This window comes from Janthinobacterium sp. CG_23.4 (assembly GCF_029892305.1).
Classification (GTDB): Bacteria; Pseudomonadota; Gammaproteobacteria; order Burkholderiales; family Burkholderiaceae_D; genus Janthinobacterium; species Janthinobacterium lividum_D.
The window spans coordinates 4,324,074-4,349,130 of record NZ_JARXUX010000001.1 but is presented as its reverse complement, the minus strand read 5'-3'; the positions used below and the strand labels follow the sequence as shown (position 1 = coordinate 4,349,130).

Here is a 25,057-nt window from a genome sequence, read left to right as displayed (position 1 = left end):
ATTGGATCGTCCCGCCAGCGAGGTAGCACTCTATGCGCCGTCCCATCGTTCTCGTTCCCGCCTGCCAGCGCCCGCTGGGGAACCATGTTTGGCACATGGCGCAGGAAAAATACCTGCACGCGGTGCTGCGCGGCGCCGGCTGCATGCCGCTGCTGCTGCCCGCCCTGGGTGTTGAAGCCGACCTGGAGGCGGCGTTGCAGATCGCCGATGGCGTCATGCTGACCGGTTCCGCCTCGAACGTCGACGCACGCCTGTATGGCGAACAGATTCTCCACCCCGACCTGCCGCAAGACCCCGCGCGTGACGCCACCACTTTGCCTTTGATCCGCGCTGCGCTGGCGCGCCAGCTGCCCTTGCTCGCCATTTGCCGCGGCTTCCAGGAAGTCAACGTGGCCCTCGGCGGTAGCTTGCACCAGGCCGTACATGCGCTGCCGGGCATGCTGGAGCACCGGGAGAACGTACTCGATCCGCTGGCACGCCAGTACGCGTGCGCGCACCGTATCAAGTTGATGCCGGAGGGCCTGTTGTCGCGCCTGCTGGGCGGCGCCAGCGAAATGATGGTCAATTCCCTGCATGGCCAAGGCATTGCCCGGCTGGCCGAGGGCTTGCTGGTGGAAGCTTGGGCCGACGACGGCCTGGTGGAAGCCTATACCCTGGCCAGCGCCGCCGGTTTTACGCTGGCCGTGCAATGGCACCCGGAATGGCAGGTGGAAGACCATCCGCAGTCGATGCGCCTGTTCGGCGCCTTTGGCCAGGCGTGCCGCGATTACCAGCAACAGCAGCCCAGAAACAATCACAGGACAGCTTGACAGCATAGTAGAGGGGCGCGCCGCCCGCAGCACGCGGCGCTTATTCAAGAAAAGCGCAACAGCAACGAGAGGGAAACATGGCAATACGCGAAAATTTCACCTATACGGATATGGATGTGTGGCTCAATGAAAAGCGCGTCACGGAAATCGAATGCCTGGTGCCCGACTTGACGGGCGTGGCGCGCGGGAAGATCCTGCCGCGCGGAAAATTTACCCAAGAGCGCGGCATGCGCATTCCGGAGGCGGTGCTGGGCATGACCGTGACGGGCAATTACCCGCTTGACGATGGCGGCTATGACCGCGCCATTTCCAGCACCGACCGCGACATGATCTTGAAGGCCGATCCGACTACCATCACCATGGTGCCGTGGGCCACCGATCCCACCGCGCAAGTCATCCACGACTGTTATTTTTCCGATGGCATGCTGGTCGATTTCGCCCCGCGCTCGGTGCTGCGGCGCGTCTTGAAACTGTATGCGGACAAGGGCTGGAAGCCGGTGGTAGCGCCGGAGCTGGAGTTCTACCTGACGGCGAAAAACACCGACCCGGACTTGCCATTGAAGCCGCCTATCGGCCGCAGCGGCCGCGCCGAGACCAGCCGTCAGGTGTACAGCATCGACGCCGTCAACGAATTCGATCCCCTGTTCGAGGATATCTACGATTACTGCGAATTGATGAACCTCGACGTCGATACCTTGATCCACGAGATCGGTGCCGGGCAGATGGAAATCAACTTCCTGCATGGCGACCCGCTGGGCCTGGCCGACAAGGTTTTCTTCTTCAAGCGCACCTTGCGCGAAGCGGCCCTGAAACACGATATGTACGCTACCTTCATGGCCAAGCCCATGGCCGGCGAACCTGGGTCCGCCATGCATGTGCACCAGAGCGTCGTCGATGCGAAGACGGGCTTGAATATCTTCAGCAATGACGATGGTTCGGCTGCCCCCATCTTCAAGCATTACATCGCCGGCCTGCAGCGCTACATGCCCTCGGCCATGGCCATCGTCGCACCGTATGTGAATTCCTACCGCCGCATCGTGCGCCATACGGCGGCGCCCATCAACATCCAGTGGGGCCTGGATAACCGCACCGTGGGCTTTCGCGTGCCCGAGTCGGGCGTGCAGGACCGGCGCGTGGAAAACCGCATCATCGGCGCCGACGCCAATCCTTACCTGGCGCTGGCCGTGACGCTGGCCTGCGGCTATCTGGGCATGACAGAGCAGCTGGAGGCGACGCCGATGATGGAGGGCAGCGCCTACGACATGAAATTCGAGCTGCCGCAAGGCTTGCCCGAAGCGCTGCAACTGCTGCGCGCGGAAGACAAGCTGCGCACGGTGCTGGGCGAGCGCTTCATCGACGTGTATGCGGCCATCAAGGACCTCGAACACCAGGAGTTCATGACGGTCATCAGCCCGTGGGAGCGCGAACACTTGTTACTGCACGTATGAGTTTCCGTCAAAAAGTCGATGGCGCTGTTGCCTAGCCTCGTCGTACATTTGTACTGCCTCGGCAACGCGTCTAGCCCTCAACATTTTGTCAGGCACTCAGAGAAAGGATCGCAATGAGCACATCCAATAATCCGCTGGCGCCAAGCGCCGCGCTGGTCGCCTCGGTGGCGCAAAAAAATGCAGCGCCGCAGCTATACGACACGGCTGCCATCCAGCAGATGGACTCGGCCCACTATTTGCATCCGTTCACCGATTTCCAGGACCTGGCAAGCAAGGGCGCCCGCGTGATGGTGCGCGGCGATGGCGTCTACCTGTGGGATAGCCAGGGCAAGAAAATCGTCGACGGCATGTCAGGCCTGTGGTGCGTGAACGTGGGTTATGGCCGCACCTCGATTTCGCAAGCCGTGTACCGGCAGATGGAGACGCTGCCTTTTTATAATAGTTTCTTTGGCACGACGAACGTGCCGGCCGTGCAACTGGCGGCCAAGCTGGCGCAAATTTCGCCGCCGCAGTTCCAGCATGTGTTTTTCACCGGTTCCGGCTCCGAAGGCAATGACACCAACCTGCGCATGGTGCGCCGCTACTGGGATATCCTCGGTTATCCGGAGCGCCATACCGTCATCAGCCGCCACAACGCTTACCACGGCAGCACGGTGGCCGGCGCGTCTTTGGGTGGCATGGGCGGCATGCATGCGCAAGGCGGCTTGCCGATACCGGGCATCGTGCATATCGGCCAGCCGAACTACCTGGAGTCGGGCCATGGCTTGAGCCCCGAGGAATTCGGTATCAAGGCGGCCGGCTGGCTGGAAGATAAAATCCTGGAAATCGGCGCCGACAAGGTGGCCGCCTTCATAGGCGAGCCGGTGCAGGGTGCCGGCGGCGTGATCATCCCGCCTGGCACTTACTGGCCCGAAATACAGCGCATCTGCGACAAGTACGGCATCATCCTGATCGCCGATGAAGTCATCTGCGGCTTTGGCCGCCTGGGGCGCTGGTTTGGCTCCGAACTGTTCGGCATCAAGCCCGACCTGATCACCTTTGCCAAGGGCGTCACCTCGGGCTATGTGCCCTTGGGCGGCGTGTTGGTGGGTGACAGGGTGGCCAAGGTGCTGATCGAGCAGGGCGGCGAATTTACGCATGGCTTTACCTATTCTGGCCACCCCGTCGCTTGCGCGGCGGCGCTGGAAAACATCCGCATCATCGAAGAAGAGCAGTTGGTGGCGAAGGTCGCCGAGGACACGGGGCCGTATTTGAAACAGTGCTTCGCCAGCCTGGGCGAACATCCGCTGGTGGGCTATGCGGACAGCTGTGGCCTGGTCGCGGGATTGAACCTGGTGCGCAAGAAGGGCGCCAGCGTGCATGAAAATGTGTTGTTCGACGAGGACCAGGGCGTGGGCATGCTATGCCGCGCGCACATGTTCGACAACGGCGTCATCATGCGCGCCGTGGGCGAGCGCATGATCGTCGCGCCGCCCCTGGTCATGACGCGCGCGCAGATCGATGAAATGGTAGGCCTGATACGCGTGTGCCTGGACAAGACCTATGCGGATGTGAAAGCGAAGGGCTGGGTGTAGTGAACCCAAACGCAAGGGCTGGGGTCGTACCCCAATCCACCCAAGTTAAGGAGCAAGCCCGCGCAATTGCTGGCAATTCAATGAAATAGTGCTTGACGTGGCACTGGCTTTGCGCAGCCGCCGCCTTGCTGACCTCTCTTTTTTCGACAGCGGCAAGGCGGCGGCCAATGAAGGTCTTTTGATCTTCATTGGCCCTTCATGTCGCTCGCTTCCTTGCTGTCCGATTTCTCCGACCATCTTCAATCCGACCAGTTTCGGCTTAGCGCCCGCCATCCTGATCATCCGATGGCGTTTCAACGGCGCCGCAAACTGCCGCTGCCATCCTTGGTGGCGCTCATGCTCACCGGCATGCGCAAGAGCGTGCAAACCGAACTTGATGAATTCTTTGGCCATCTGCAACAGCAGGCGCAACTGACGCACCAGGTGAGCGCCCAGGCTTTCGCTCAGGCACGCTCAAAACTTGCTACCACGGCCATCCCAGAGCTTAACGACTGGCTCATTGCACAAGCACAGCAGCATGGCTACCTGCCGCGCTGGCACGGTTTCAGGCTGGTCGCCGCTGACGCCTCGACCATTCGCTTTGGCTTGCGCGCCAGCCATGTCAAACGCGCCGCCGTGGCCGATCAACTGGTGTTTGGCTTGTTTCTACCCGGTGCCGAATTGATGCTCTCGGCCTCGCTATACAGCACCGACGTCGGTGAACGCCAGATGCTGTTCGAACAGCTCGACCGGCTTGGCAAGGATGATCTGCTGTTACTCGACCGAGGCTACCCGTGCTATTGGATGCCTGCCGTATTGAACCAGCGCCACATTGCCTTCTGCATGCGTGTCGAACAGGCGCGCGGTGGCGGCTTTCCCTGCGTCAATCAGTTTCTGAAGTCGGGGCTGCAGGAGCAGATCGTCACGCTGCGGGCGCCGGATCGACGCGATGCGCTTGACTATGAATGTCCCATTGAGCTGCAGACCGTGCGCCTGATACGCCATGTTGCCTCGACCGGCAAGGTGCGTGTTCTGATGACTAACTTACTGGACGTTGAACAATTCCCTGCCGCATTGTTCGGATACCTCTACCACCAACGCTGGCGCATCGAGGAAGCCTTCAAGCGCATCAAACACCGCCTCCATCTGGAGCACGTGACGGGACTGTCACAGCAGGCCCTGATGCAGGATCTGGCCGCCAAGGTAATATGCGATAACCTGCAGGCGTTGGCGAGCTGTGCTGCCGGCCAGCAAGATGCATTGCCGACGGACAGACGCATCAACCGCGCCTATGTCCATTCGGTACTCAAGCCGCTCTTGCCATCGTTGCTGCTTGGGCTGGCGGCAGCCCACTTGCTTGCCGACGCGCTGGCTCTGATCGCCAAGCGAACGTTTCAACATCGCCCAGGACAATCAAGGTCACGGCAAACCAACGCCTACAAGCCCCATAAATACATGGCCTACAAGGCTGCTTGATGGCAGCCTGTTGCTTAACTTGGGTGGATTGGGTCGTACCCTCAGGGTACGACCCCAGGGTTTGCTCTTGGGTTGGTGTCAGTTTTTCACCCAAATAGGCGCTAACTCAAGTTTTTTTGGACCAGAATCGCGGCAGTTCCGCTAAACTTCCGTCTTGGCCGCTACTACAGCGGCCAGTTTTTCTTTTTGAGACACTCTGACACGCTCTTACCCAGAAGCCACCCATAGATGACGATAGCAACACCTGCCGCGTCGGCCACCGACGCCCAAGCGCCTTTCTTGCTGATTGATCAGCTGGTCAAGGAATTCGATGGCGTGCGCGCCGTCGATGCGATTTCCGTGACGATCAACAAGGGCGAGATTTTCGCCTTGCTGGGCAGTTCCGGTTGCGGCAAGTCGACCCTGCTGCGCATGCTGGCCGGTTTCGAGACGCCGACCTCGGGCCGCATTGCCCTGGCGGGCAATAGCATCGTCGATGTGCCGCCACACCAGCGGCCCATCAACATGATGTTCCAGTCGTACGCGCTATTTCCCCATCTGTCGGTGTGGGATAACATTGCCTTCGGCCTGCGCCGCGATGGCTTGCCGAAAGCGGAAGTGGCGGCGCGTGTCGAACAGATGCTGGCGCTGGTGCAACTGGGCCCATACGCCCGGCGCAAGCCGCACCAGCTGTCGGGCGGCCAGCAGCAGCGCGTGGCGCTGGCGCGCAGCCTGGCCAAGCGTCCGCAGTTGCTGCTGCTGGACGAACCGCTGGGCGCGCTCGACAAGAAACTGCGCGAGCGCACGCAGATGGAGCTGGTCAACATCATCGAACAGGTGGGCGTGACCTGCGTGATGGTCACGCACGACCAGGATGAAGCCATGAGCATGGCCACCCGCATCGCCGTCATGAGCGAAGGGCGCATCCTGCAGGTGGGCGCGCCCGGTGAAATCTATGAAACGCCGAACTGCCGTTTCGTCGCCGACTTCATCGGCAGCGTCAACCTGTTCGACGGCCACATCACGCAAGACGAACCCGATCACGTGGTCATCGACACGCCGGACGGCCGCCAGTATGTCTCGCACGGCATCACGGGCAACCTGGGCATGGATGTCTCGGTGGCCGTGCGCCCCGAGAAAATCGGCATCCAGATCGCGCCGCCTGCCTTGGAAGAACGCGCGTCGCCGGCCGAACACGGTTTTAACTGCGCCCAAGGCGTGATCGTCGCCATGGCGTATTTTGGCAACGAAACCAGCTACCATGTGCGCCTCGATAGCGGTACGGTGGTGAAAGTGTCGCGCACCAACGCCGCCCGCCACGATGTCTCGCGCCCGGAGCGCGAACAGCGCGTGTGGCTATGGTGGGATGGCGCCGACATCGTCGTGCTGACCAGCTGAGGCCATCATGACATCTCTCCTGCAATCGCTGTGCCACTTCTTTACCTTGCGCTGGATAACGGGGCGAAATGCGGGCCGCAACGCCGTCATCGCCGTGCCTGCGCTGTTCCTGACGGCGGCCTTTTTGCTACCCTTCCTGATCGTGCTGCGCATCAGCCTGTCCGACATGGACACGGCGGGCAGCCCGTTTGGCGGCCTGCTGTCATATGTCGACGGCATCGTTGTGCTGAAGGTGAAAATCGCCAACTACCTGTTCATCGCCGCCGATGAACTGTATCTGCTGACCTACCTCAGTTCCATCAAGTACGCGGCCATCACTACGGCCATCTGCCTGTTTATCGGCTACCCATTCGCCTACTTCATGGCGCGTGCCAAGCCATCGATCCGCCCTGTGCTGATGATGCTGGTGATGCTGCCGTTCTGGACCTCGTTCCTGCTGCGCGTGTATGCGTGGAAGGGCATCCTGGCCAACCACGGCTTGCTCAACGACCTCTTGATCTCGCTGGGCGTGGTGAGCGAACCGCTGCACATGATGAATACCTCGTTCTCCTTGGTAGTCGGCATGGTCTACGCCTATCTTCCGTTCATGATTTTGCCGCTGTATGCCAATCTGGTGAAGATGGACGTGCGTTATCTCGAAGCGGCGGCCGACCTGGGCGCGACGCCATTGCAGGCGTTCTGGCGCATCACGGTGCCGCTGTCGAAGTCGGGCATCATCGCCGGCGCCATGCTGGTGTTCATCCCGTCCGTGGGCGAGTACGTGATCCCCGAGCTGCTGGGCGGTCCGGAAACCCTGATGATCGGCAGAGTGCTATGGGATGAGTATTTCACCAATAACGACTGGGCCATGGCCTCGTCCGTGACGGTGTTGATGATATTGCTGATCCTCGTGCCGATGGCCATTTTCAACCGATACAAGACACACCAGGACGCGGAGCAGCGCACATGAATAAAGCTACCTTCCTGCAGCGCTGGTTCGGCCGCGGCTGGCTCTCGCTCGGCTATTTTTTCCTCTACCTCCCGATCATCGTGCTGATCGTCTTCTCGTTCAACAGCTCGCGCCAGGACATGGTGTGGAGCGGCTTTTCTCTGCGCTGGTACAGCGAGTTGATGAGCGATACGCAGATCATCTCGGGTTTCGGCCTGTCGCTGAAGATCGCCTTCATGTCGGCCACCTCGTCCGTCATCCTGGGCACTTTCGCCGCCTTTGTCTTGACCAGCTACCAGCGCTTCGGCGGGCGTACCTTGTTCTCGGCCATGGTCAGCGCGCCGCTGGTGATGCCGGAAGTGATCATCGGCCTATCGCTGTTGCTGATGTTGGTATCGATGCAAAAGGTCTTCGGTTTCCCCGAGCGCGGCGTACTCACCATGTGGCTGGGGCATACCCTGCTGGGCATGGCGTATGCGGCCGTGGTGGTGCAATCGCGCCTGCAGGAGATGAGTAAATCCTTGGCCGAGGCGGCGATGGACCTGGGTTGCCGCGCGCACCAGGTCTTCTTCCTGGTGACCCTGCCGAATATCACGCAGGCGCTGGCCTCGGCCTGGTTGCTGACGTTTACGCTGTCGCTGGACGATGTGGTGCTGTCGGCCTTCTTGTCCGGCCCCGGTTCGACGACCATGCCGCTGGTGATCTTTTCGCGCGCGCGCCTGGGGCTCGATCCGCGCGTCAATGCCATTGCCGCGCTGACCATCCTCGTCGTGACGATTGCCGTGATCGTGTATGCCGTGATGCTGGCGCGCGCCGACCGCAGACGGCGCAAGCAGATCTCTGCGGCCTATTTGGCCGACTAGGAGTAAGCTGGCGTTTTTACCTTGCGGGAGACGAGCATGACGGAAAACACCAGCTGGCACGCACGCGCAGCAGCGCTCACGATCGATGGACGCGCCTTCATCAATGGCGAACGGATGGCGGCCAGGTCTGGCCAGAGCTTCGATAATTTGTCGCCCATCGATGGCCGTCTCCTGGGCCAGGTGGCGCGCTGCGACAGCGCCGACGTGGATGCGGCCGTGCTGGCCGCCCGCGCCGCCTTTGACGACCGCCGCTGGGCCGGCAAATCCCCGGCGCAGCGCAAGCGCATACTGATCAAGTTCGCCGACCTGGTGCAGCAGAACGGCGCCGAACTGGCCCTGCTGGAAACCCTGGACATGGGTAAACCGATCAAGTACAGCCAGAGCGTGGATGTGGGTGCCACGGCCAATTGCCTGCGCTGGTATGGCGAGGCGATCGACAAGGTCTACGATGAAATCGCACCTACGCCGTCCAGCAGCCTGGCCTTGATCACGCGCGAACCGGTGGGCGTCGTCGCCGCCATCGTGCCGTGGAATTATCCGATGATCATGGCCGCCTGGAAGATCGCACCCGCGCTCGCGGCTGGCAACAGCGTTATCCTGAAACCATCGGAAAAATCGCCATTGACGGCCCTGCGCCTGGCCGACATCGCGCTGCAGGCAGGCGTGCCGGCGGGCGTCTTCAATGTGCTGCCTGGCTTTGGCAACGAGGCAGGTGCGGCGCTGGCGCTGCACATGGATGTCGATTGCATCGGTTTCACAGGTTCCACCCGCACGGGCAAGTTGATCGTGCAGATGGCGGGTCAGTCGAATCTGAAGCGGGCGTGGACGGAACTGGGCGGCAAGTCTGCCAACATCGTCTGCGCCGATTGCCCGGACCTGGACAAGGCCGTGGCCGCCGCCGTCGGTTCCATCTTTTTCAACCAGGGCGAAAGCTGCAACGCGCCCTCGCGCTTGTTCGTGGAAGAATCGATCAGGGAAGAATTCCTGGCCAAGGCGCTGGCCATGCTGCCCCGCTTCCAGCCTGGCGACCCGCTCGACGAAGCCACCGTCATGGGCGCCATCGTCGACGCCACGCAGATGAACACGGTCATGGGCTATATCGCGGCGGGCAAGAGCGAAGGCGCGCAACTGCTGGGCGGCGGCGAGGCCGTACGCACGCAGACGGGCGGCTACTATGTGCAGCCGACCGTGTTCGGTGGCGTGGACGCGGGCATGACGATTGCGCGCGAAGAGATTTTCGGCCCCGTGCTGTCAGTGCTGGGCTTTACGCATATCGCCGATGCCATCAAACAGGCCAATGCCACGCCCTATGGCTTGCAGGCGGCCGTGTGGACGTCGGACCTCAGCAAGGCCATCTTGACGGCGCGCGCGCTGCGTGCAGGTACCGTGCATGTCAACCAGTACGACGGCGACGACATCACCGTGCCGTTCGGCGGTTATAAACAGTCGGGCAACGGGCGCGACAAGTCGCTGCACGCGCTGGACAAGTACACGGAATTGAAGACGACCTGGATACAGATAGCTTAGGCGGCTTAATTGCTGCCAGCGTACTTGAAAGGGCGGATGAATACCCTGCGTCGATCAACACAGTTTTTATGACCAAGAAAAAAGGCAGGCGCTCTTGCGAGCGCCTGCCTTGGCCATTCAAGCTGCAGCTTAGATGACTATCGTTTGATGCTCGTCACCCACGCGTGCGCGGATGGTACCGATGCGCGAGACGCTTTCGCCGGCCGCTTGCAATTGTGCGATGGCGGCGTCTGCATTTTCCTGCGAGACGATGACGGTCATGCCGATGCCGCAGTTGAAGACGCGGTGCATTTCGGCGTCAGCCACGCCGCCGTGCTGTTGCAGCCACGTGAACAGCGGTGGCATGGTCCACGCCTTCGAGTCCAGTTCGGCCACCAGGCCAGGCTGCAGTACGCGCGGGATGTTTTCGACCAGGCCGCCACCGGTGATGTGCACCATGCCCTTCACTTCCATGGCATCCATCAGCGCCAGCAGCGGCTTGACGTAGATGCGCGTTGGCTGCATCAGCACGTCGGCCAGCTTGCGGCCGTGGAAGTCACCTTCCAGGTCAGGCTTCGCCACTTCAATGATCTTGCGCACCAGCGAGTAACCGTTCGAGTGCACGCCCGACGAAGCCAGGCCCAGCACCACGTCACCGGGGGCGATTTTGCTACCGTCGATGATTTTCGATTTTTCCACCGCGCCGACGGCAAAACCTGCCAGGTCGTATTCGCCGGCCGGGTACATGCTCGGCATTTCAGCCGTTTCGCCGCCGATCAGCGCGCAACCGGCTTGTTCGCAACCCTGGGCGATGCCCTTGATGACGTCGGTGGCAATGGCCACGTCGAGCTTGCCGCAAGCGAAATAGTCGAGGAAGAACAGGGGCTCGGCGCCTTGCACCAGGATGTCGTTTACGCTCATGGCGACCAGGTCGATGCCGACCGTGTCATGGCGGTTCAATTCAAACGCCAAGCGCAATTTCGTGCCCACGCCGTCGGTGCCCGAGACCAGCACCGGTTCCTTGTACTTCTTGCTGATTTCAAACATGGCGCCAAAACCGCCCAGGCCGCCCATCACGCCTTCGCGCAGGGTGCGCTTGGCAAACGGCTTGATTGCTTCGACTAAAGCGTCGCCTGCGTCGATATCGACGCCAGCGTCACGGTAGGAAAGGGAAACATTAGAAGTCTGGTTCATGGTGTGGTGGCAGCGGAGGCGGTAAAATAGAAGGCGGATACCCGCCGGCACGCGCGCGCAAGCATGTTTTTCAACATCATGCGGCAGGGTGCCAGCGGGTGAATTCGGTCGATCAAGACGCTATTTTATCAAACTGCCCCCGCTATTTCGTAATTAACTGCCTTTTTTTAACGCAAAAGTACAACGCCATGCCATTCCCGATCAGCGCAGAGCAGAAGCAAACAGCATTTTGGATCGCGGTCTGGCTGGCATTCTTGCTGCTGCTCGTCAGCCTGGGCCCCATCCTGACGCCTTTCCTGGCGGCTGCCATCCTCGCCTATGTGCTCAATCCGGGCGTGGACCGATTGCAACGCCTGCATTACAAGCGTTTTTACGTGCCCCGTCCGCTGGCCGTGCTGCTCGTCGTCGTGTTGTTTTTCCTCGCCATGACAGCGCTGGTACTGATCGTCGTGCCGGTATTGCAAAAGGAAATCCCCCTGCTGCAGGCGCAGATCCCGCAATTTCTCAGCAAGGCCAATGAGCTGCTGGCGCCGAAACTGCGTGACCTGGGCATTCGCGTGCGCCTCGACGGCACGGGCATCAAACGCATGCTGAGCCAGCAGATGGCGACCAGCGGCGATGAAATCTGGAGCACCGTGCTGGCCTCGGCGCGCATCGGCGGCACCGCCGTGCTGGGCTGGCTGGCCACCGTGGTACTGATTCCCGTGGTGCTGTTTTACTTGTTGCTGGACTGGCATCCGATGCTGGCGCGCATCGCCGGCGCCGTGCCGCGCCGCTGGGTCGGGCGCACGGTGGGCATGGCGCAGGAAGTCGATACGCTGCTGGCGCAATACCTGCGCGGCCAGTTGCTCGTCATGCTGGTGCTGGCCACGTATTACTCGGTGGCGCTGGCCATCGCCGGTTTTGAAGTGGCATTGCCTGTTGGTATCATCACCGGCTTGCTGGTCTTCATCCCCTATTTGGGCTTCGGCCTGGGGCTGATGCTGGCCCTGATCGCCGCCCTGCTGCAGTTTGCCGACTGGAGCGGCGTCATCGCCGTGGCCGTCATCTATGGCTGTGGCCAGGTCATCGAAGGCTTTTTCCTCACGCCGCGCCTGGTGGGCGAGCGCATCGGCCTGAACCCGCTGGCCGTCATCTTCGCCTTATTGGCCTTCGGACAATTATTCGGTTTCGTCGGTGTTTTGCTCGCTTTGCCCGCTTCGGCCGTCCTGATGGTCGCTTTTAAGCATCTAAGACGCCACTACCTGTCCAGCAGCTTCTATAATGCATGACAGGGTACCCGATACGGCTACAATGCGAAACTAACAACGAACTAACAACAGCGACGACGACGCTCAAGCAGTAATGAAAAACAGGACAAGGCGTACGCCATGAAACAACTGGTGCTCGATTTAGGCACAGACCAGGCGCACAGCCTCGATACCTTCGAGGTGGGACAGAATGCCGAAGTGGCGCAGTTGATGCGTCAGTTCGCCGCGCGCACTGCGCGCGAACATTTTGCTTACCTGTGGGGCGAACTGGCCGCCGGCAAGAGCCATCTGCTCAAGGCCCTGGCCAGCACCGAGCGCGCGCGCTACATTTCTCCATTCTCGATCGAGTCCGAATTCGTGTATTCGCCGGAGGTCGATTTGTATCTGCTCGACGACTGCGAAAAGCTCTCGCCGCTGGCGCAGATCGATGCCTTTGCACTGTTCAATGAAATCCGCGCCAACAAAGCCTATATGGTGTGCAGTGGCGCCGTGCCGCCGGCCGTGCTGCCCGTGCGCGAAGACTTGCGCACGCGCATGGGCTGGGGCTTGATTTACCAGATCCAGGGCTTGACCGACGATGAAAAAATCGCCGCCCTGACCCAGGCGGCCACCACCCGCGGCTTGACCTTATCGCCGGGCGTGTTACCCTATCTGCTGTCCCATTTCCGGCGCGACATGCGTTCGCTGTCGACGATGCTGGACTCTCTCGACCTCTACTCCCTGGAAACCCAACGCCCGATCACCTTGCCATTGTTGCGCGAGTTGCTGCAGGCGGAAGCGAAAGAATGATGAATCTGGCCCTGTTTGACCTCGACCACACCCTGCTGCCCATCGACTCGGATCACGAGTGGGGCGAATTCCTGGTACGCATCGGTGCCGTGGATGCCACCGAATTCACCCGCCGTAACGATGAATTCTTCGCCCAATACCAGGCCGGCACGCTCGACCCGGTGGAGTACCTGGAATTTTCCCTCGGCACCCTGGCGCAATTCCCGCGCGAACGCCTGGACGCGCTGCACCAGCAATTCATGGCCGAAGTGGTCTTGCCGGCGATCCGCCCCGCAGTGCTGGCGCTGCTGAAACAGCACCGGGACGCAGGCGATTTGCTGGCCATCGTCACGGCCACCAACTATTTCATCACCAAGCCCATCGCCGAGGCACTGGGTGTCGAACACCTGCTGGCCGCCATGCCCGAATATGACGCTGAAGGCAACGTCACGGGCAAGCTGCTGGGCACGCCGACCCTGGGCGCGGGCAAGCTGACCCACACCCATGCCTGGCTGGACAAGATGGGCAAGGCGCTGGGGCAGTTCGAGCGCAGCTACTTTTACAGCGATTCACACAACGACATTCCCTTGCTATCGGTCGTTACCCATCCGGTCGCGACCAATCCCAACACCGCTTTGAGCGCACATGCAACCGTCCACGGCTGGCCATCACTCCACTTATTCAATGATTAAAAAATTCATCCGCAAGATCCTCGGCGTTAAAAAAGAGGCAGCGCGCGACACCACGGCCGCCGTCGTGCTCGGTCCTGCGCAACACGGAATCGACCCGAAACTGGTATCGTCGAATGCCATCCGCGTCACCAGCAGCCTGCAGGAGGCGGGCTTCGAAGCCTTCGTCGTCGGCGGCGCCGTGCGCGACCTGCTGCTGGGCGTGAAGCCGAAAGACTTCGATATCGCCACCAACGCCACGCCGGAACAGGTCAAGCGCTTGTTCCGCCGCGCCTTCATCATCGGCAAGCGCTTCCAGATCGTGCATGTGATGTTCGGCCAGGATTTGCTGGAAGTGACGACCTTCCGCGGCGCCGGCGCCGATTCCGCGCCCAAGGATGAACATGGCCGCGTCCTGCGCGACAATACCTTCGGCTTGCAGCACGAAGATGCGCTGCGCCGCGACTTCACCATCAACGCCATGTACTACAACCCGGCCACGCAGGAAGTGCTCGATTACCACGGCGGCGTGGAAGATATCCGCGCCCAGACCCTGCGCATGATCGGCAAGCCGGAAGAACGCTACCGCGAAGATCCCGTGCGCATGCTGCGCGTGGTGCGCTTTGCGGCCAAGCTGAAATTCACCATCGAGCCGCATACGGCGGCACCGATTCCCATCATGGCGCCGCTGATCAACAATGTGCCCGCGCCGCGCGTGTTCGACGAAATGCTGAAGCTCCTGATGAGCGGCCACGCGCTGGCCTGCCTGCAGCAGCTGCGCAAGGAAGGCTTGCATCACGGCTTGCTGCCGCTGCTCGACGTGGTGCTGGAGCAGCCGCTGGGAGCGAAATTCGTCACCCTGGCGCTGGACGCCACGGACGCCCGCATCGCCGCCGGCAAGACCGTCTCGCCAGGCTTTCTGTTTGCCTCGCTCTTGTGGCACCAGGTGCTGGAAAAATGGACGGCTTACCGCGCCGCCGGCGAGTCGACGATCCCCGCGCTGCACCTGGCGGCCGACGACGTGCTCGACTCGCAAACGGAAAAGCTGGCCTTGCAACGCAAGATCGGCTCCGACATGCGCGACATCTGGTCGATGCAGCCACGCTTCGAGCGCCGCGTCGGCAAGGCGCCGCACAAATTGCTGGAACACCTGCGCTTCCGTGCTGGCTACGACTTCCTGCTGCTGCGCTGCGCTTCGGGCGAGATCGACATGGAGATCGGCGAATGGTGGACCGCGTTTTATGAAGGCGACGAGGAAACGCGCGAAGCCTTGCTGGTCAGCGCGAATGCCGCGCCGGGCGCCATCAAGAAGAAGCGTCCGCCACGCCGCAGCACGCGCAGCAAGAGTGGCACAGGCGGCACGGGCGGCAGCAGCACGGGCAGCACTGGCGACGAATGATGGACGCACTTGCCCCCGTCACCGCTTACATCGGTATCGGTGCCAACCTGGGCGAGGCGCAGGCCAATGTGCAGGATGCGATTGCGCGCCTGGCGCGCCTGCCCGGCACCAGCTTGCTCGACGCCTCGGCCAGCTACCGCACGGCGCCCATAGCTTCCAGCGGTGACGACTACATCAACGCCGTGGCGCGCATCTCGACCACAGTGCCGGCCGAAGAGCTGCTGCTGGCGCTGCATGCCATCGAGGCGGCGCACGGGCGCGAGCGGCCCTACCGCAACGCCCCGCGCACGCTGGACCTGGACTTGCTGCTGTACGGCGACGCGCAGATCGCCAGCGCCACGCTGACGGTGCCCCATCCGCGCATCACCGAGCGCGCCTTCGTGCTGGTGCCGCTGCTGGCCTTGGCGCCCGCCATCGTCGTGCCCGGCCTCGGGCCAGCACAGGATTACCTGGCAAGCGTCGCTGAGCAGGCCATCAGTCAGCTCTGAGCCGTTTCGCGCCCATCCTCTACAATGGCGCTGCTGCAGCACGCCGCATAAAGTACTACACTAGCGGCATCGTCGTCGCACCACCCCCTTTACACTCTAGAGAATACCTATGTCCGCTTATTTGCAAGGAACAGATCTGGCCGCAAAAGACAAGGCCGCCACCCCGGCGCCGGCGCCATCGAAGACTGTCGCCAACAAGGCTGTGACCATCCACACGCTGGCCACGCTGCGCGCCGCCGGCGAAAAGATTTCCATGCTGACCTGCTATGACGCCAGCTTCGCGTCCCTGATGGACCGTTGCGGCGTCGAGATCTTGCTGATCGGCGATTCGCTCGGCATGGTCTGCAATGGCCATAACTCGACCCTGCCCGTCACCGTGGCTGAACTGGCCTACCACACGGCTGCCGTGGCGCGCGGCGCCAAGTCGGCCTTGATCATGTCCGACTTGCCGTTCGGTGCGTATGGCACGCCCGAAACAGCCTATGCCAACGCCGTCATCCTGATGCAAGCCGGTGCGCACATGGTCAAGATCGAAGGCGGTGCCTGGCTGGCCGAGACTGTCCGTTTCCTTACCGAGCGCGGCATCCCCATCTGCGCCCACATCGGCCTGACGCCGCAATCGGTGCATCAGCTGGGCGGCTATAAGGTGCAGGGCAAGAGCACGGAAAGTGCCGCACAGCTCAAGAATGACGCGCTGGCGCTGCAAAGCGCGGGTGCCGCCATCGTGCTGATGGAAGCGATGCCGACGCAGCTGGGCAAGGAAGTGACCGACATGCTGACGATACCGACCATCGGCATCGGCGCCGGTCCCGACTGCTCGGGCCAGGTACTCGTCATGCACGACATGCTGGGCGTGTTCCCAGGGCGCAAGGCGCGTTTTGTGCGCAACTTCATGGAAGGCGCTGCCAGCATCGACGCCGCCGTCTCCGGCTATGTGCAAGCGGTCAAGGATGGCAGCTTCCCGGCACAGGAACACTGCTTCTGATGCACGGCTGCTGACGCCGGCCATGCAGGGCATCTCGCCTCGACAACTGTCGGGGCGATTTTCTTGGTGCGTAGCGTGCCCGTCCGCCAAAGCGCCATCGGCATGCCATCGAGCAGCATGATCAGTGGTCAGCAACTATTGCGGCCACTGTCATTACCATCGCTGGCGCAGAAGCATTTAGGGCTTCAGCACCTTGGCCACCTTGGCCGCCCGCAGGCGGAAGGCGTCCGGCATGCCCGAACCCAGTAGCGGGCGCAGATACAGCCGGAAGGCATCGGTGACGTCCGTGCCGCTGGCGCTGATGAATTCGTCTTCCATGGTGCGCGTCTTGCCCGCCACGTCCGCCAGCGGCAGCAACTCGTAGTCAACGGAATAAAAGCCCGTACGCTTGATGGCGACCGAGCCATCGCGCTCGCCCCACATGGCGAACTGCACCGCCTTCTCGCCCACTTCGCGCGCTTCGCGTTGATCTACATCAGAGACGCAACCGATGAAGGAACGCTGCAGATAGCCGAAGGTGTCGCCGCGCACGCGCTTGATGCCCAGCTTGGCCTTGATGGCATCGCATAGCAGGTCGGCCAGTGCGCCGGTGCCCGACAATTGCACATTGCCGTGCGCATCGCGCTCCACCGCATCGCCAGCCTGTTGGGCCAGCAGGCTGGCGATGGGTTCGCCCGAGGCATCGTGGATGCCCTCCGAGACGGCGATCACGCAGCGGCCGTATTTTTCATATGCAGCTTTCACGTCGGCGATAAATTGATCGAGCACGAAGACGCGTTCGGGCAGGTAGATCAGGTGTGGGCCATCGTCGGGGAACTTCTTGCCCAGCGCCGAGGCGGCCGTCAAAAAGCCCGCGTGGCGGCCCATCACCACGCCCACGTACACGCCAGGCAAGGCTGCATTGTCGAGGTTGGCGCCGGCGAAGGCCTGGGCGACGAAACGCGCGGCCGAGGGAAAGCCTGGCGTGTGGTCGCTGCCCACCAGGTCGTTGTCGATGGTTTTCGGGATGTGGATGCAGCGCAGCGGGTAGCCGGCCTTGTGCGCTTCCTCGCTGACGATGCGCACCGTGTCGGACGAGTCATTGCCGCCGATATAGAAGAAGTGTTCGATCTCGTGCGCGCGCAGCACTTCGAAGATTTGCTGGCAGTAGGCGATATCGGGCTTGTCGCGCGTGGAGCCGAGGGCCGATGAGGGCGTGGCGGCCACCAGTTCCAGGTTATGGCTGGTTTCCTGTGTCAGATCAACAAACTCTTCATTGACGATGCCACGCACGCCGTGCAGCGCGCCATACACGCGCGTGACATGGTGAAAGCGCCGCGATTCGAGCACCACGCCCACCAGCGACTGGTTGATGACGGCGGTGGGGCCGCCTCCCTGGGCAACAAGAATTTTTCCAGACGGCATGGGGTCTCCTCGCAAACGGTACGGCCTTCCAGCCTACTCCTTTTTTGCCACGGCGCTGTCTTTTCCGATCATTCTGTCGAGGAATTTTTCCACCCGGCCCCAGAAGTCGATGCGGTTCTTCGGCAGCGTCCAGCCATGGCCTTCCTCGTCATAGACCACCCATTCGACATCGCGGTTGTGTTGTTTGACGGCCGCATAAAACTGCTTGCCGTGGTAGAGCGGCACCCGCTGGTCGGCGGCGCCGTATGCCAGCAATAGGGGCTGGGTGATGCGCGCCGCCTGGGCGATGGGCGAGGTGGCCTGGAACTGGGCTGCGTTGGCCGTCCGGTCGCCAATGAGTTCGGGCATGCCGTATTGTTTCCAGTCATCGCCGAGATCGGACTTGAAGCTCCAATGGCCGCTATACAGCAGGTTAATGTCGGTCACGCCCACCCAGTCGACGGCGCAGCGGAACAGGTCGGGATCGTTGACCAGGCCCATCAGGGCAGCATAGCCGCCATAGCTGGCGCCGGCAATGCAGATACGGCGCGGATCGGCGATCCCTTCGGTGATGGCCCAGCGCGCGCCATCGGCAAGATCGTCCTGCATCTTCAAGCCCCATTGTTTCCAGCCGGCCCGAAAATGCTTGGCGCCAAAGCCTGTGCTGCCGCGAAATTCCGGTTGCAGCACGGCATAGCCACGCGAGGCAAGAAATTGGACTTCGGCATTCCATTGCCAGGAGTTGCCGCGGACATATGGGCCACCATGCACGAGCACGACCAGCGGCAACTGCTTGCCGGAAGTCGTGGCGGGCACGGTGAGCCAGGCTGGAATGGACAGGCCATCGCGCGTCTTGTAGCGCACCAACTGCTGCTCGCTCATCTGCGCCGGCTGAATCAGCGGCTGCGTTTCGCCGATGATGCTCAGCGTGCCCGTGTCGCTATTGAACAGCGAGAATTTGCCCGGTTGCCGATCTGAATACGAGGTTACCAGAATGAAGGGCGTGGTGGGGCGGGCCGCCAGCGAGACCAGGTTGATTGTCGCTGGCAGCAGGGCGTCGATGCGCGCCTGGGTCGCTGCCATGGCGGGGGCGAACCAGCGCGTGGCGCGCGCATCGCTGAGGTGGCGCACACCCAGCAACTTGCCTTGCCGGACGATCAGATTGCCGCTGAAATCATAGCCGTCGAGCGAGATGATGGGCGTGGGTGTGATGCGGCTGTTGGCCAGGTCGTAGGCATGCACGGACAGCGTATCGCTGCCCATGCGGGCGCTCACGTACAGGGCGCCATCCGGGCCAAAGGAGAGCGGGGTGAAGGCATCTGGGCCGCCGAGGTAGGCGTCGAACTGCGCCAGCGTGCGCCAGGCGCCGCCGTCCGGTTCCCGGTACATGATGCTTTCCATATTGCGCTCCCGGGTTACAGCCAGGCGTGGTTCGCCATGCTGGTCGAGCAGCCAGCGGCGCACCTTGCCCGGCGGCTTGACGCTCGTGCTGCGGCCCGTGAGCGTATCGAGTTGCCGCAAGCCCTCATAGTCGACTTCGCCCGTCGAGGTGTACACGGTGCTGCGCACATACACGGCCGGGGAATCCTGCGCCCCACGCTGTCCCATCAGGTAGGTATGCCATGGCAGCAATTTATAGACCGAGGTGGAGGCGTCGGGCGCGGCGCTGCGCGCGGCCAGTTGGCGAAAGTTGCTGCCGTCTCGGTTGACGGCAAACAGTCCCGGCCCGAAACGCAGGTCGCCGGGCGCCGTCTGGCGGTCGCGCGTGTTCAGGATCAGGCGCTCGTTGTTGACCCATTCGACGTCACCGACATCGACGTTGCTAAATTGCGCCACGATGTTGATGTTGTTATCGAGCAGGTTGACGATGGCCAGCCGGTCGCGCTTGTTCGCGCCGCTCACTTTTACGGCCAGGTGACGCGCATCGGGTGACAGCTGGGGTGCGCTAAATTCCGGGTTGGCGAAGAAAGCTGGCAGCGGCGGTACGATGGCGGTGTGCGCTTGTACGGAGATGGCAAATAGGCTGGCGCAGGCGGCCAAGGCATGTAGCAGACGCAAGAGAGACTGGGGCATAGTGTGTTTTAAGCTGGAATGAAAAATTTAAATATAGAGGTTCATTCCGGCGCCCGGATATGCTCCACCAGTCCCTTGCTGCGGCGCGCTGGTGCCGGTGTCAGCCAGCTGACCACGATGGCGGCGGCCAGGCCGGCCGGTACGCCGAAGATGCCGGCGGAAATGGGCGCGATATGAAACCATTGACCGCTGGCATTGCCACCGAGCATGGCGCTGGTGTGCAGCATGTAATACAGGCACACGCCAAAGCCGGCCAGCATGCCGGCCAGTGCGCCCTGGTAATTGGCGCGTTGCCAGAAGACACCCAGCACCAGCGGCGCGAACAGGGTCGAGGCGGCCAGCGAAAAAGCCACGCCCACCAGCGACAGGATGTCGGCCGGTTTTTGCGAGGCCGCGTAGGCGGCGATGAAGGCCACGGCCAGCAGCAGCAATTTTGAAATCGTCACGCGTTTTTGCGTCGAGGCGCTGGGATCGACCACCTTGTAATAGATGTCGTGCGAGAGGGCATTTGAAATAGCCAGCAGCAAGCCGTCCGCCGTCGACAGGGCGGCGGCCAGGCCGCCAGCCGCCACCAGGCCGGAAATCACATAGGGCAGGCCGGCGATCTCGGGCGTGGCCAGCACCAGTACGTCGGCGTCGATGGAAATTTCCGCCAATTGCACGATGCCGTCGCGGTTGACGTCGACGATGCTGATCAGCGGACTGAGCTTGTCCACATTGGCCCAGTACGACACCCAGGTGGGCAGCTTGGTGTACTGCGTGCCCACCAGTGCCGAGTAAATATCGTACTTGACCAGCACGGCCAGCGCAGGAATCGTAAGGTAGATCAACAAGATGAAAAACAGGGTCCAGAAGACCGATACGCGCGTTTCGTGCACGGATGGCGTGGTGTAGGAGCGCATCAGGATATGCGGCAGGGCAGCCGTGCCCAGCATCATGCAAAACACGAGAGCCAGAAAATTGTTGCGCTTGATGTCGGACTGCTCGTGGTCGGCGGCGGGAAACGGCTGCGCGTGCGGAATGATCGGTTCGGCGCGTTTCTGATTCTGCGCCTGCATCGCCTGCCACAGCACGCGTGCCTCCTCCGGGCTTTTCGGATAGGCAATCAGATAGCGCTCCGCGTTGCGGATATCGAATAGCGAGGTATTGCGCTGGCGTAAAGTATCGAGCTGGCGCTGGGCTGTCAGGCGGCCTTGCTCCCAGGAGCCGGGCAAGCCGGCGATGCGCGCCTGGTAGCTTTGTGCGCGCTGGCGGAAGATGGCGCGCACTTCGTTTTCTTTCGGGTCCGTTTCCAGCACGTGTTCGCGTGCGCTCAGTTGCGGCAACACTTTGCCGTAAGCGATCTGCGGCACGGGGTTATCCGCATGCTTGACCGACAGCCAGATGGCGGGAATCAGAAAGGCGACCAGGATGATGATGTACTGCGCCACCTGCGTCCAGGTGATGGCGCGCATGCCACCCAGAAAAGAGCAGACCAGGATGCTGGCCAGGCCCAGGAAGATGCCGACGGAAAAATCCACGCCCGTGAAGCGCGAGGCAATCAGGCCGACGGCGTAGATCTGCGCCACGACATAGGTAAACGACACGATGATGGTGGCGGCCACGGCCACGACGCGCACGCTGGCGCCGCGCTTGTCGGTGCCGCTGGCATAGCGGGCGGCGAGGAAATCGGGGATCGTGTACTGGCTGAACTTGCGCAGGTAGGGCGCGATCAAGAGTGCTACCAGGCAATAGCCGCCCGTCCAGCCCATGATGAAGGCCAGGCCGTCGAAGCCGTTCAGGTACAGGCCACCGGCCAGGCTGATGAAGCTGGCGGCCGAAATCCAGTCGGCGGCCGTGGCCATGCCGTTGAACATGGCGGGCACTCTGCGCCCTGCCACATAGTATTCGGTGACGTTCGAGGTGCGGCTGATGACGCCGATGGTGGCGTACAGGGTGATGGTGACCAACATGAACAGGTAGCCGATCCAGGCGCGCGGCATGCCTTCCTGTTCGAGTACCGACAGGGCCAGCAGGAAGGCGGCAAAACCGGCGGTAAACAGCAGGTAGTAGCGGCACAGCCGCGCAAAGAAGCTGCGCTGGCCGCTCATTTTTGCTCCTCGGCATGAAAAGCACGGTCCAGGCGCCGCATGCGCCAGGCATAGAAGGCAATGATGGCCAGGTAGACCAGCGAGGCGCCCTGGGCCGCCATATAGAAAGGCAGCGGCCAGCCGAACAGGTTCAGATGCAATAGTTCGCGCGCATAAAATACGGTCAGAAAGCCCGTCAGTAGCCAGATTAGCAACAGGATGGCTGTCAGGCGCCGCGTCTGTTGCCAATGCACATCGAGGCGCGCCTGCAGCTCGGGACTCGGTGTGCGTGCCGGCCGCAACGGCGTCGCGGGAATGCTGGGCTTATCCATACGTGATCTCATCGTCTTCGGGGGGATCGGGCAACAGCAGGGCGATGCTCAGGCGTAACAGGGTGCCCGGCAGCTTTGGTGCGTGGGCGCGCGGATTGTTAAAAATATCGACTTCGGCGCCATGCTGCTGAGCAATTTCGCGCACGATGGCCAAGCCCAGTCCGCTACCGTCGACATTGCTGCCGAGAATGCGGTAAAAGCGCTCGAACACGTGTTCCCGCTCGGCCTGCGGTATGCCGGGACCCGTATCTTCCACTTCCAGGATGGCCAGTTCCAGGGTGCTGCGCACGCGCACCGTGACGCTGCCGCCAGTGGGCGTGTAGCGCAGGGCATTGTCGATCAGATTACTCAGCAGTTCACGCAGCATCATGGCATTGCCGGAAATCATGATCGAATACGCGGGCTGTTCGAAGCCCAGGTCGATATGCTGGGCAAACGAGGCTTGCACCCAGTCCTGCACCACGCCGCGCGCCAGTTCGCTCAGCTCGATGGGAGCAAACGCCGTGCCGGCCTGCGGCTGGTTTTCCGCGCGTGCCAGGGCCAGCAGCTGATTCACCAGGCGCGTGGCCGCTTCCGAACTTTTCGCCAACTGCAGCAGTGAGCGGTGAATCTCGTCGTGGTCGGTTTGCCGCAGGGCCAGTTCGGATTGCATGCGCATGCCGGCCAGCGGTGTCTTCATCTGGTGCGCAGCGTCGGCGATGAAGCGTTTCTGCATGTCGATGGACAAAGATAAGCGCGCCAGCATCTCGTTGAGCGAAGCGACCAGTGGCGTGATTTCCTCGGGCACCTGGCCCGATTCGATGGGGGAGAGGTCATCCGGTGGTCGCGCGCGTATGCGTTCCTGCAATTGCGCCAGCGGTGACAGGCCGCGCGCCAGGGCAAACCAGACCAGGGCCAGGATCACGGGCAGGATGATGAACTGCGGCAAGATCACGCCCTTGATGATTTCATTCGCCAACTGGGCGCGTTTTTCCAGCGTTTCGGCCACTTGCACCAGCGTGCGGCGCGGTTCATCGTCGATGCTGGAGGGCATGTCGAGATAGGTGAACGCCACCCGCACGGGCGTGCCGTGGATGGTGTCGTTGCGAAACAGCACCATGCCACTGCGGTATTTATCGGGTTCTTGCGGCGGCGGCAAGTCACGGTCGCCGTCGAGGTATTCGCCTTGCCCGCCCATGACCAGGTAATACAAGGTATCGACATCGTCGCCGCGCAGGAAGTCGCGGCCCTTGCTGCTTTTGTCCTGCATGCGGCGCAGCATCGCGCCATCGGCTTGCTTGACCTGCTGCGTCAGCACCGTCACGCTGTCTTCCAGCGCATGGTCGAACGGTTGATTCGCGATGCCCTTGGCCACCAGGTAAGTGATGGCGATGCTCATCGGCCACAGCAGCAGCAAGGGCGCCAGCATCCAGTCGAGGATTTCGCCGAACAGCGAATGCTCGATGCTGTCATCTTGCTCCGTGGTGGGCGGCTCGAACCAGTCGTCGTCGTTCACTTCGTCCGCTGGCGCTTCGCGCGCCTTCACTTGCTGGCGGTTCCGCTGGCCGGGCTGGCCGACACGCCCGCTTCGGCGTTCAGGCGCGCCGCTTCCGAGTATTTTTCCAGGCAATAGCCGAGGCCACGCACCGTAGCGATGCGCACGCCACCGACCTCGATCTTCTTGCGCAAACGGTGCACATACACTTCGATGGCGTTGTTCGACACCTCTTCGCCCCATTCGCACAAATGGTCGACCAGCTGCTCTTTCGAGACGAGGCGGCCGGTACGGCCCAGCAGGATTTCCAGTAAGCCCAGTTCGCGCGCCGACAGGTCGAGCATCTGCTCGTTGATGTAGGCGCTGCGCCCCACCTGGTCGTAGCTGAGGGGGCCGTGCTTGATGATGGCCGCGCCGCCGCCGGCGCCACGGCGCGTCAGGGCGCGCACTCTTGCCTCCAGTTCTGACAGGGCGAACGGCTTGGCCATATAATCATCGGCACCCAGGTCGAGGCCATTCACGCGTTGCTCGATGGAATCGGCAGCCGTCAGGATCAGTACCGGCAGCAGCGAGGCGCGCGCGCGCAGGCGGCGCAGCACTTCCAGGCCGGACATCTTCGGCAGGCCCAGGTCGAGGATCAGCAGGTCGAATTCCTGGGTCGACAGGGCAGTATCGGCCTCCTGGCCGGTCTTGACGTAGTCGATTGCATAACCGGACTGGCGCAGCGAACGGGTCAGGCCATCGGCCAGCACGCTGTCATCTTCGGCAAGTAAAATACGCATGGTGAACTTCCTATGCTTGCAACTTCAGGACATCAGAAGTCTGTATTGTGTTTGATTTTCCGCAAGGTGGATAGTTTTTGTGAAAAACCAGGCTTGTATTGATCTGTTTCAAAACAAATCCACGTTCCGCTTGCATTGATCACTGTTTTTTTATACAGTACTGTCTGTATAAAGAATTTAACCCACTGGCGCTATCGCAGGCTGCACGATTCAACTGAATCTGCAACTGTAG

The 25,057-nt window shown here is 61.8% G+C and carries 21 protein-coding genes; 14 read left to right on the top strand and 7 right to left on the bottom strand.

Annotation, left to right across the window (positions count from 1 at the left end; all coding sequences use genetic code 11):
- Positions 1 to 32: 32 nt before the first annotated feature.
- From H4V96_RS19530 to H4V96_RS19495, 8 genes are all read left to right on the top strand, one after another.
- Complete coding sequence (locus tag H4V96_RS19530; RefSeq protein ID WP_196855624.1) at positions 33 to 809, top strand: gamma-glutamyl-gamma-aminobutyrate hydrolase family protein; 777 nt, start codon at positions 33 to 35, stop codon at positions 807 to 809.
- A gap of 77 nt (positions 810 to 886) precedes the next feature.
- On the top strand, positions 887 to 2,257 hold the full coding sequence (locus H4V96_RS19525; RefSeq protein ID WP_010401682.1) for a glutamine synthetase family protein: 1,371 nt from the start codon (positions 887 to 889) through the stop codon (positions 2,255 to 2,257).
- Between the two features lie 113 nt (positions 2,258 to 2,370).
- The gene (locus H4V96_RS19520; protein WP_196855622.1) at positions 2,371 to 3,831 is read left to right on the top strand and encodes an aspartate aminotransferase family protein; all 1,461 of its coding nucleotides are present in this window, start codon (positions 2,371 to 2,373) and stop codon (positions 3,829 to 3,831) included.
- Between the two features lie 198 nt (positions 3,832 to 4,029).
- On the top strand, positions 4,030 to 5,286 hold the full coding sequence (locus H4V96_RS19515) for an IS4 family transposase (protein WP_280720863.1): 1,257 nt from the start codon (positions 4,030 to 4,032) through the stop codon (positions 5,284 to 5,286).
- Positions 5,287 to 5,514: 228 nt separating this feature from the next.
- Positions 5,515 to 6,663, top strand: coding sequence for a polyamine ABC transporter ATP-binding protein (gene potA, locus H4V96_RS19510; RefSeq protein ID WP_196854887.1), 1,149 nt, complete (start codon positions 5,515 to 5,517; stop codon positions 6,661 to 6,663).
- Positions 6,664 to 6,670: 7 nt separating this feature from the next.
- The gene (locus tag H4V96_RS19505; protein WP_196854888.1) at positions 6,671 to 7,612 is read left to right on the top strand and encodes an ABC transporter permease subunit; all 942 of its coding nucleotides are present in this window, start codon (positions 6,671 to 6,673) and stop codon (positions 7,610 to 7,612) included.
- Positions 7,609 to 8,454: an ABC transporter permease subunit gene (locus tag H4V96_RS19500; RefSeq protein ID WP_010401676.1), complete on the top strand. Its 846-nt coding sequence runs from the start codon at positions 7,609 to 7,611 to the stop codon at positions 8,452 to 8,454. The genes H4V96_RS19505 and H4V96_RS19500 overlap by 4 nt, the downstream gene beginning before the upstream one ends.
- Positions 8,455 to 8,490: 36 nt before the next feature.
- A complete protein-coding gene (locus H4V96_RS19495; protein ID WP_196854889.1) occupies positions 8,491 to 9,981 on the top strand; it encodes an aldehyde dehydrogenase in 1,491 nt (496 codons plus the stop codon).
- A 129-nt stretch (positions 9,982 to 10,110) separates the two neighbouring features.
- Here H4V96_RS19495 and purM read toward each other — a convergent pair whose 3' ends face one another.
- On the bottom strand, positions 10,111 to 11,154 hold the full coding sequence (gene purM / locus H4V96_RS19490) for a phosphoribosylformylglycinamidine cyclo-ligase (RefSeq protein ID WP_010401674.1): 1,044 nt from the start codon (positions 11,152 to 11,154) through the stop codon (positions 10,111 to 10,113).
- A 188-nt stretch (positions 11,155 to 11,342) separates the two neighbouring features.
- On the opposite strand from purM, the gene H4V96_RS19485 reads away from it, so the two are divergent.
- From H4V96_RS19485 to panB, 6 genes are all read left to right on the top strand, one after another.
- Positions 11,343 to 12,425, top strand: coding sequence for an AI-2E family transporter (locus H4V96_RS19485; RefSeq protein ID WP_010401673.1), 1,083 nt, complete (start codon positions 11,343 to 11,345; stop codon positions 12,423 to 12,425).
- A gap of 99 nt (positions 12,426 to 12,524) precedes the next feature.
- Positions 12,525 to 13,193 (top strand): DnaA regulatory inactivator Hda, encoded by a 669-nt coding sequence (gene hda, locus H4V96_RS19480; protein ID WP_010401672.1) that lies wholly within the window; start codon positions 12,525 to 12,527, stop codon positions 13,191 to 13,193.
- A complete protein-coding gene (locus tag H4V96_RS19475; protein ID WP_029496704.1) occupies positions 13,193 to 13,864 on the top strand; it encodes an HAD family hydrolase in 672 nt (223 codons plus the stop codon). Before hda ends, H4V96_RS19475 begins: the two co-directional genes overlap by 1 nt.
- Positions 13,857 to 15,239 carry a polynucleotide adenylyltransferase PcnB gene (pcnB, locus tag H4V96_RS19470; RefSeq protein ID WP_010401667.1) on the top strand — a complete coding sequence of 461 codons (1,383 nt, stop codon included), beginning with the start codon at positions 13,857 to 13,859 and terminating at the stop codon, positions 15,237 to 15,239. The genes H4V96_RS19475 and pcnB overlap by 8 nt, the downstream gene beginning before the upstream one ends.
- Entirely contained in the window at positions 15,239 to 15,727 is a 489-nt protein-coding gene (gene folK, locus H4V96_RS19465) for a 2-amino-4-hydroxy-6-hydroxymethyldihydropteridine diphosphokinase (RefSeq protein ID WP_010401665.1), read from the top strand. Before pcnB ends, folK begins: the two co-directional genes overlap by 1 nt.
- 109 nt (positions 15,728 to 15,836) lie before the next feature.
- Positions 15,837 to 16,712: a 3-methyl-2-oxobutanoate hydroxymethyltransferase gene (gene panB, locus H4V96_RS19460; RefSeq protein WP_196854891.1), complete on the top strand. Its 876-nt coding sequence runs from the start codon at positions 15,837 to 15,839 to the stop codon at positions 16,710 to 16,712.
- A gap of 177 nt (positions 16,713 to 16,889) precedes the next feature.
- On the opposite strand, the gene H4V96_RS19455 is transcribed toward panB, so the two are convergent.
- Genes H4V96_RS19455 through H4V96_RS19430 form a run of 6 tightly spaced genes read right to left on the bottom strand, consistent with a single transcriptional unit; the run spans position 16,890 to position 24,825 of the window.
- Positions 16,890 to 18,116: a 6-phosphofructokinase gene (locus H4V96_RS19455; RefSeq protein WP_070346159.1), complete on the bottom strand. Its 1,227-nt coding sequence runs from the start codon at positions 18,114 to 18,116 to the stop codon at positions 16,890 to 16,892.
- A gap of 33 nt (positions 18,117 to 18,149) precedes the next feature.
- On the bottom strand, positions 18,150 to 20,168 hold the full coding sequence (locus tag H4V96_RS19450) for an alpha/beta fold hydrolase (protein ID WP_280721116.1): 2,019 nt from the start codon (positions 20,166 to 20,168) through the stop codon (positions 18,150 to 18,152).
- Between the two features lie 41 nt (positions 20,169 to 20,209).
- The gene (locus H4V96_RS19445; RefSeq protein WP_196854892.1) at positions 20,210 to 22,258 is read right to left on the bottom strand and encodes a sodium:solute symporter family protein; all 2,049 of its coding nucleotides are present in this window, start codon (positions 22,256 to 22,258) and stop codon (positions 20,210 to 20,212) included.
- Positions 22,255 to 22,569, bottom strand: coding sequence for a DUF4212 domain-containing protein (locus H4V96_RS19440; RefSeq protein ID WP_280721115.1), 315 nt, complete (start codon positions 22,567 to 22,569; stop codon positions 22,255 to 22,257). Before H4V96_RS19440 ends, H4V96_RS19445 begins: the two co-directional genes overlap by 4 nt.
- Complete coding sequence (locus H4V96_RS19435) at positions 22,562 to 24,094, bottom strand: sensor histidine kinase (RefSeq protein ID WP_280721114.1); 1,533 nt, start codon at positions 24,092 to 24,094, stop codon at positions 22,562 to 22,564. Before H4V96_RS19435 ends, H4V96_RS19440 begins: the two co-directional genes overlap by 8 nt.
- Positions 24,091 to 24,825 (bottom strand): response regulator transcription factor, encoded by a 735-nt coding sequence (locus tag H4V96_RS19430; RefSeq protein ID WP_196854893.1) that lies wholly within the window; start codon positions 24,823 to 24,825, stop codon positions 24,091 to 24,093. The genes H4V96_RS19435 and H4V96_RS19430 overlap by 4 nt, the downstream gene beginning before the upstream one ends.
- Between the last annotated feature and the right edge of the window lie 232 nt (positions 24,826 to 25,057).